The following is a 7,711-nucleotide window of genomic DNA, read 5'->3' as shown; positions in this document are numbered from 1 at the left end:
ATTAACATTCCGTCAGATGCCAGTAGTTGCAACATTTCTTCCGTGTTCATCGCCTTTAATTTATCTTTTAACCCGAGTTCGCGATACTTCATACCGCTCGTGTTAAAAAATTTTTTTACATCCAATCCACTTTTTTCGTATAACGTCCGTAACTGCTCTTTGGATGGAGGGTGCTCAACAATATGTATCGCTTGTACGGAAATGTTGTTGTCATCTAACCATTTTTTTGCTTTGCGACATGTTCCATATTTTGGATACCAATAAAACGTAACCATCTTCTCACCTCATCAATATATACGATAATAAAGCGAAAGTACCAGACGCATCGTCTGGCACTTCCATTATTACACAACATATCGTTCCGCTTCAATTAATGCTGCTGCCGCTTCACGTTTTTTCGCGATGACGTTGATTGGCGTATGACGTGTTAATTTACGCAATGCGGAAAGCATCATGCGCAACACGTCACCTTGTTCGACAGCGACGATCGTTTCTTTCGCATGCGCTTCAATTTCATAAAACGCTTCTTGGCAGAAAATTTGTGTGTACAATACTTTTTGTTTATTTTTCTCCACACCCGATTGGGCGATGGCTTTTTCCGTACGCAATAGCGCAGACTCCATCGCGTATACGTTGCTGACGATGTCTGCAATATTTACGAGCACTTCTTGTTCTTTTTCAAGTTTTGAACCGAATTTTTGCGCCGCCAGTCCCGCGACCATTAAAGCGATTTTTTTCGCATTGCGGACAAGGTACTTCTCTTGTTCAAGCACGCCATCGCCAACTTCTTCAGGCATCAACATCATTAATTCTTCTTGTAGCTGTTGCGCTTTTTGTAAAAGTGGAAGCTCCCCTTTCATCGCCTTGCGCAAATACATACCTGGGACAAGAAGACGGTTAATTTCGTTCGTTCCTTCAAAAATACGGTTAATGCGTGAATCACGATACATGCGTTCAATTTCGTATTCTTGCATAAAGCCGTAACCGCCATGAATTTGTACACCTTCATCGACGATGTAATCGAGCATTTCTGTCGCAAACACTTTATTTAATGAACATTCAATCGCATATTCTGCGATCGCTTTTGCTGTTTCTTTTCCGTCTTTTGCTTGTTCGTCCGTTAACTGCCCCATGCGCGCTTCAAATAAACCGACTGTACGGTAAACGGAACTTTCAGCTGCATACAATTTAGAAGCCATCGTTGCTAATTTTTCTTGTGTTAACGAAAACTTCGCGATCGCTGTTTTAAACTGTTGGCGTTGGTTTGCATATTGAATCGTCACTTCAAGGGCACGTTTCGCTCCTCCAACGGCACCGACGCCAAGCTTATAACGACCGATGTTTAAAATGTTAAATGCGATAATGTGACCCTTTCCGATTTCGCCGAGCAAGTTTTCTTTCGGCACGAGCGCATCTTGTAAAATTAATGTGCGTGTCGATGAACTTTTAATCCCCATCTTCTTTTCTTCCGCTCCTGTCGATACGCCAGGGAAATCGCGCTCGACAATAAATGCTGTGAAATGCTCACCGTCTACTTTCGCATAGACGACGAATACGTCGGCAAAACCAGCGTTTGTAATCCATTGTTTTTCTCCGTTTAAAATGTAATGCGTACCTTCTGCATTTAGTTTTGCTGTCGTTTTCGCACCGAGCGCATCTGAACCAGAGCCTGGCTCCGTTAATGCATAAGCAGCAATTTTCTCACCTGTCGCTAGCGCCGGTAAATATTTTCGTTTTTGCTCCTCTGTTCCGAACAAGACGATCGGAAGCGAGCCGATCCCAACGTGCGCGCCGTGTGAAATCGAGAAGCCGCCCGCACGCGCCATTTTTTCAGCAATTAACGCCGAACTAATTTTATCTAAACTTAATCCACCGTATTCTTCTGGCACGTCCGCACCAAGCAATCCAAGCTCACCAGCTTGCTTTAAAAGAGCGACAGACCGATCAAACTCATGGTTTTCTAAATGTTCAAGTTGTGGCAATACTTCGTTGACGACAAATTCTTCTGTCGTTTTCGCAATCATTTTTTGTTCGTCTGTAAAATCTTCTGGTGTAAACACTTGAGTTGGTGATACATCTTCAATTAAAAAGCTACCGCCTTGTGCAATTTGTAACGCTTTTTCCATTATTGATTCCCCCTCTTATAATAATTCAAATACGCCAGCAGCACCCATACCGCCACCGATACACATCGTGACAATACCAAATTGCTCGTTGCGACGACGCATTTCATGTAAAAGTGTCAACGTTAACTTCGCTCCCGTACAACCGAGCGGATGACCGAGGGCGATCGCTCCTCCGTTTACGTTTACCTTTTCTTCATCTAATCCAAGTTCGCGAATGACTTGAATCGCTTGCGAAGCAAACGCTTCATTCAGTTCTATTAAGCCGATGTCAGAAAGTTCAAGCCCTGCAAGCTCAAGCGCTTTCGGAATCGCAGCAATCGGTCCGATACCCATCACTTCAGGTGGGACACCTGCTACCGCAAACGAACGGAATTTACCGAGCGGTTGTAAACCGAGCGCTTTCGCCTTTTCATGATCCATCACCATCACCGCCGCTGCTCCGTCACTCGTTTGTGAGGCATTCCCTGCTGTGACCGTCCCGTTCACTGAAAAAGCAGGACGCAACTTGGCGAGCGTTTCCATATTCGTATCCGGGCGAACTCCCTCATCTTGACTAAACGTTATCTTTTTCTCTACTAACTTATTATTTTCAATATGACGGACAGTCACGTCGACCGGCACAATTTCATCGACAAATTTTCCTTCAGCAATCGCTTTTGCTGCTTTTTGATGACTGCGAACAGCAAACGCATCTTGATCTTCGCGCGTCACTCCGTATTTCATGGCTACTTGCTCGGCTGTATGTCCCATCGACATATAATACTCCGGTGCGTTTTCTGCGAGCTTCACGTTCGGTCGTACGACATGGCCCATCATCGGTACCATACTCATCGACTCTACGCCACCAGCAATAACGGTATCTGCATGCCCAAGCATAATTCTCTCCGCCGCATAAGCAATCGCTTGCAATCCCGATGAACAATAACGGTTGATTGTAATGGCTGGCACCGTATACGGCAAACCAGCTAACGCTCCAATGTTGCGCGCAATATTTAACCCTTGTTCCGCTTCTGGCATGGCGCAACCGATAATGAGATCATCAATGTTTCCTTCGTAATTTCCTGCTCGCTTTAACGTTTCTTTAACAACGATCGCCCCTAAATCATCTGGGCGGACGTTGGCTAACGTCCCTTTTTTTGCTTTGCCGACAGGCGTGCGCGCCCCGGCAACGATGACCGCTTCTTTCACGTCAATCCCCCCTTAGTTTCTTAACGGTTTTCCTTTCACAAGCATATGTTGCATGCGCGCTTGTGTTTTTGGCTCGCCGACAAGGCTTAAAAATGCTTCGCGCTCTAGATCGAGCAAATATTGTTCATCCACTTCTGTTCCGTACGGTACGCTTCCGCCAGCAATGACGTAAGCAAGCTTTTTCGCAATTTTTAAGTCGTGTTCGGAAATGTAGCCTGAATGATACATCCCTTGCGCACCAAGTAACAACGTCGCATAGCCGGTCTCCCCAACAACAGGAATTTTTCGGCGCATCGGCGGCTTGTATCCGCTCTCATATAATGCCAATACCGTTTGTTTCGCATCATGAATGAGATGGTCACCGTTGATCGAAATACTATCTTGTGCATTTAAGAAATTCAATTCACGCGCTTCCGCCGCTGATGTGGACACTTTCGCCATCGCAATCGTTTCAAACACTTTATTGGCAACCTTTTGGAGATCAAATTCCACACCGTTTGGCATGCCGCTTAAATGTTTCATATATAGCTCTTTATTTCCACCGCCGCCCGGAATGAGACCGACACCAACTTCAACGAGCCCCATATATGTTTCCGCTGCAGCTTGAATGCGTGAAGCTGGCAAGCAAATTTCTGTTCCACCTCCGAGCGTCATCGCAAATGGTGCAACAACGACCGGTTTGGTGCTATATTTAATATTCATCATCGCTTGTTGGAATTGACGAACGACCATCTCAATTTCAAAATAGTTGTCATCTTGCGCTTCCATTAAAATCATCGCAAGGTTCGCACCGACGCAAAAGTTTTTACCTTGGTTTCCGATGACGAGTCCCTTATAGTTGCGATCGACCTCTTCTAACGCATAGTTAATCATTTGGACGATATCGAAACCGATCGCATTGTTTGGTGAATGAAATTCAAGCAATGCGACATCATCGCCAAGATCAATGAGGCTTGCGCCACTATTTTTCTTAATGACCCCTTTTTGTTCTTTTAAGCGCTGAATATGAATAACTTTTTCGTTTTCTTCAACAGGCTTGTATTGTCCACGATCGTAGTACGATACAAAACCTCGCTCACGCTTGTAAAACGTTTCATATCCGCTCGCAAGGAAGTGTTCTACCCACGATGGGACTTGTCGACCTTCTGCCTTCATTTTCTCCACAGACTGCTTCACGCCGATCGCATCCCACATTTCAAAAGGACCGAGTTCCCATCCAAATCCCCATTTCATCGCACGGTCAATCGCTACAATATCGTCAGCGATTTCGCCGAGCAACTGGGCGGAATATAATAACGTCGGGCTTAAAATGTTCCACAGTAGCTGACCAGCGCGATCGTTCGCATATACAAGCGCTTTCAATTTGTTCGCTGTTCCTTTCGCTTGTTTGCTCATCTCGATCGACGGTGCCTTCAATTTTTTCGTTGGTTCATACTCAAGCGTTTCATAATTTAATTCAAAAATGTCTTTTCCTTTTTTGTAGAAAAATCCTTGTCCTGATTTACTGCCGAGCCATCCTTTCTCAACCATCGTTTTCATAAACGACGGGACAGTAAATGCTTCTTTTTCTTCACCTTCTACTTTTTCAAACACATTGTTAGCCACATGAATAAACGTGTCTAGTCCAACAACATCAAGCGTACGGAATGTTGCGCTTTTCGGACGTCCAATGAGCGAGCCCGTCACGGAATCGACTTCGCCGACGCTATAGCCGCCTTTCATCATTTCGCGCACGGTAACAAGTAAACCGTACGTACCAATCCGATTGGCGATAAAGTTTGGCGTATCTTTCGCAAGAACGACGCCTTTGCCAAGTACATTTTCACCGAATTGTTTCATAAACGCCACAACAGCTCGATCTGTATGTTTTGTCGGAATGATTTCTAACAGTTTTAAATAGCGCGGCGGATTGAAAAAGTGCGTGCCTAAAAAATGCTTTTTAAAATCTTCGGAGCGCCCTTCTGCCATCGCTTCGATCGAAATACCCGATGTATTTGAACTGACGATGCTTCCTTGCTTTCTTACCGCATCGACTTTTTCAAATACGCTTTTTTTCACATCAAGCCGCTCCACAACAACTTCAATGATCCAGTCGCATTCAGCTAACCGATGAAAATCATCTTCAAAGTTTCCAACTTCAATCAATGATGCGTTCGCCTTTGACATAAGCGGTGCTGGCTTTTGTTTCAATAAGCGTGCTACCGCCTGATTGACGATGCGATTGCGTACTTGTTTATGTTCAAGCGTCCATCCTTTTGCTTTTTCTTCTTCCGTCAACTCTTTCGGTACGATGTCTAACAACAATGTCGGGATACCGACGTTCGCTAAGTGCGCCGCAATTCCCGATCCCATGACACCAGAACCGAGAACAGCTGCTTTTTTAATTCGCATTCTCCTTCCCCCTTATCCATATTGAATGAATGGTCATTCATTTTTCCTTTATCTTAAATATAAATTATATTTCAAATTTTCGCAACAAATAAATGTAGCGAATTTTGTCAATGATTTAGGACATGATACGAAAGGAGGTGATGTTTGCGATGAAAATGAAAAAACACCCGTCAAAAGCAGGTGTAAGTGCGGCAAGTGTTAAAGGAAATGCTGGTCCGACGGTGGAGCGTGATGGCGGCGGAAAGAAAACGAGCCAAAATCAACAATACGGAAAAGAAAACATGGGAAATGAATAAAGGTGGGATGGCCCACCTTTATTTTTTCACGATTCCTTTTAGCACAAATGCCACGTTGGCTGGACGTTCTGCTAAACGGCGCATAAAATAGCCGTACCAATCGGTTCCGTATGGAACGTAGACGCGCATCGTATACCCTTCGCGCGCTAATTGTTCTTGTCGTTCTGGACGAATACCATACAACATTTGAAATTCAAATTGATCGTTCGGAATGTTATACTCCTTCACGAGTTGTTTCGTGTATTCGATAATCGCGTCATCGTGCGTAGCAACAGCTGTATAGTTTCCGTTTAATAGATGCATTTTAATAATTTTTTTGAAGTTTTCATCCACATCTTTTTTATCTGGAAAAGCGACTTCCGGTGACTCTTTGTACGCCCCTTTCACAAGGCGTAAGTTCGGATGATACGCATTTAAATCTTCGATGTCTTTTTCCGTGCGGTACAAATATGCTTGCAATACCGTTCCGACATTGTCATACTCTTTCTTCAACTGCTTAAATATATCGATCGTTTTTTGACAACGAGAATAGTCTTCCATATCAATTGTAACGAATACGCCGTGGGCTTTCGCTTCATCTAAAATACGGCGCATATTTTTCATGACAAGCTCATCGGAAATGTCTAATCCCATCGACGTCATTTTTAATGATAGTTGTGAATTTAGTTTATTTTCACCAATTGCACGAATCGCTTCAATCGAATGGTTCGCCATTTCGTTTGCTTCTTGTTCATTATCAACAAATTCCCCTAAGTAATCGATCGTGACCGCCAGTCCTTTACGATTCAGTTGTTGAATCACTTCTACTGCCTGTTCGATTGTTTCTCCCGCTACAAAACGCGACGCACCGAAACGAAGACCGTAACGCTTCGCCAATTTTGTTAACGTTTTATTTTTTGACAAAAATAAGAAAAAGTCGCGCATCAACTGCTCCATTGTTGTTTACCCCCTTTTGCAAGCGCATCCACCCGTATTGTAACACGTTTTCAATCGCTTGAATATGTTTTTGTCGAATAATCGTATTTTTTGTCTACATACGTATAACTATACAATGCATGGGCAATATACAGTCGAATGCGATTTTATTAGGAGGGATCTAGATGCAGCAACAAATGAACATGCAACAACAAGTGATGATGGCTCAACCGCCTGAAATGATTTCAACGAAAGATGCCCTTTATTTAACAGATGCACTTTCTTGGAATTTACTCGCAATGAAAAAAGCGCATTTTTTCGCTTCTCAATGCCAAGATCAAGAAATTAAACAAGCCATTGAGCGCGTCGGGCAAATGCACCAACGTCATTATCAACAGCTTTTACATCAATTGCAACCATCAGCTCATATTCAATAGGAGGGTCACAGCATGAAGGTGCAAAATCGTGAAACACAAATTCCAAAAACGCCACAAATGAACGATCGTGATTTTATAAATGACATGTTATCGACTGAAAAATATATGACAGCTAGTTATTGTACGTTTTTAAATGAAGCGAGCCACCAACATTTGTACGATGAAGTGTTGCGTATGTTTACGGAAACACAAAACTGTCAACGCGACTTATACAACTTAATGTTCAAAAAAGGGTGGTATGCGCTCGAACAGGCGGACCAACAAAAACTGCAACAATCTTACCAACAATTTCAAGGATATGCAAGCCAATTTCCATACAACAACATGGTGCAATAAGAAAAGCCGGCTGCTGATGCAG

At 43.4% G+C, this 7,711-nt stretch carries 8 protein-coding genes; 3 read left to right on the top strand and 5 right to left on the bottom strand.

Features of this window, described 5'->3' with window-relative positions:
* From V7Z64_RS10240 to V7Z64_RS10225, 4 genes are all read right to left on the bottom strand, one after another.
* Nucleotides 1–275: arsenate reductase family protein (locus V7Z64_RS10240; protein WP_334110311.1), on the bottom strand; the 275-nt coding region annotated here is incomplete at its 3' end.
* A gap of 69 nt (nucleotides 276–344) precedes the next feature.
* Nucleotides 345–2,126 (bottom strand): acyl-CoA dehydrogenase family protein, encoded by a 1,782-nt coding sequence (locus V7Z64_RS10235; protein WP_297987340.1) that lies wholly within the window; start codon nucleotides 2,124–2,126, stop codon nucleotides 345–347.
* A gap of 15 nt (nucleotides 2,127–2,141) precedes the next feature.
* The gene (locus V7Z64_RS10230) at nucleotides 2,142–3,314 is read right to left on the bottom strand and encodes an acetyl-CoA C-acetyltransferase (protein ID WP_297987342.1); all 1,173 of its coding nucleotides are present in this window, start codon (nucleotides 3,312–3,314) and stop codon (nucleotides 2,142–2,144) included.
* Nucleotides 3,315–3,326: 12 nt separating this feature from the next.
* Nucleotides 3,327–5,705, bottom strand: a complete 2,379-nt coding sequence (locus V7Z64_RS10225; protein WP_334110307.1) for a 3-hydroxyacyl-CoA dehydrogenase/enoyl-CoA hydratase family protein — start codon at nucleotides 5,703–5,705, stop codon at nucleotides 3,327–3,329.
* A gap of 149 nt (nucleotides 5,706–5,854) precedes the next feature.
* Here V7Z64_RS10225 and V7Z64_RS10220 point away from each other — a divergent pair, with 149 nt between their 5' ends.
* Nucleotides 5,855–6,001 carry a YuzL family protein gene (locus tag V7Z64_RS10220; RefSeq protein WP_009362277.1) on the top strand — a complete coding sequence of 49 codons (147 nt, stop codon included), beginning with the start codon at nucleotides 5,855–5,857 and terminating at the stop codon, nucleotides 5,999–6,001.
* An 18-nt stretch (nucleotides 6,002–6,019) separates the two neighbouring features.
* Here the strand turns inward: V7Z64_RS10220 and V7Z64_RS10215 are convergent, their stop codons facing one another.
* Entirely contained in the window at nucleotides 6,020–6,937 is a 918-nt protein-coding gene (locus tag V7Z64_RS10215; RefSeq protein WP_297987354.1) for a proline dehydrogenase, read from the bottom strand.
* Between the two features lie 164 nt (nucleotides 6,938–7,101).
* On the opposite strand from V7Z64_RS10215, the gene V7Z64_RS10210 reads away from it, so the two are divergent.
* Both V7Z64_RS10210 and V7Z64_RS10205 read left to right on the top strand, forming a co-directional pair.
* Nucleotides 7,102–7,353: a hypothetical protein gene (locus tag V7Z64_RS10210; protein ID WP_297987356.1), complete on the top strand. Its 252-nt coding sequence runs from the start codon at nucleotides 7,102–7,104 to the stop codon at nucleotides 7,351–7,353.
* Nucleotides 7,354–7,365: 12 nt separating this feature from the next.
* The gene (locus tag V7Z64_RS10205; protein WP_297987358.1) at nucleotides 7,366–7,689 is read left to right on the top strand and encodes a spore coat protein; all 324 of its coding nucleotides are present in this window, start codon (nucleotides 7,366–7,368) and stop codon (nucleotides 7,687–7,689) included.
* Nucleotides 7,690–7,711: the final 22 nt, after the last annotated feature.

This window comes from Anoxybacillus sp. (assembly GCF_036834105.1).
GTDB lineage: Bacteria > Bacillota > Bacilli > Bacillales > Anoxybacillaceae > Anoxybacillus.
The sequence above is the reverse complement of the archived record's forward strand: the minus strand, read 5'-3'. Positions and strand labels throughout refer to the sequence as shown.

Excerpts from the sequence above, each read along its gene's own strand:
- V7Z64_RS10205 (WP_297987358.1), top strand. The coding sequence starts at position 7,366 with ATGAAGGTGCAAAATCGTGAAACACAAATTCCAAAAACGCCACAAATG.
- V7Z64_RS10220 (WP_009362277.1), top strand. The coding sequence starts at position 5,855 with ATGAAAATGAAAAAACACCCGTCAAAAGCAGGTGTAAGTGCGGCAAGT.
- V7Z64_RS10215 (WP_297987354.1), bottom strand. The coding sequence starts at position 6,937 with ATGGAGCAGTTGATGCGCGACTTTTTCTTATTTTTGTCAAAAAATAAA.
- V7Z64_RS10210 (WP_297987356.1), top strand. The coding sequence starts at position 7,102 with ATGCAGCAACAAATGAACATGCAACAACAAGTGATGATGGCTCAACCG.
- V7Z64_RS10225 (WP_334110307.1), bottom strand. The coding sequence starts at position 5,705 with ATGCGAATTAAAAAAGCAGCTGTTCTCGGTTCTGGTGTCATGGGATCG.
- V7Z64_RS10235 (WP_297987340.1), bottom strand. The coding sequence starts at position 2,126 with ATGGAAAAAGCGTTACAAATTGCACAAGGCGGTAGCTTTTTAATTGAA.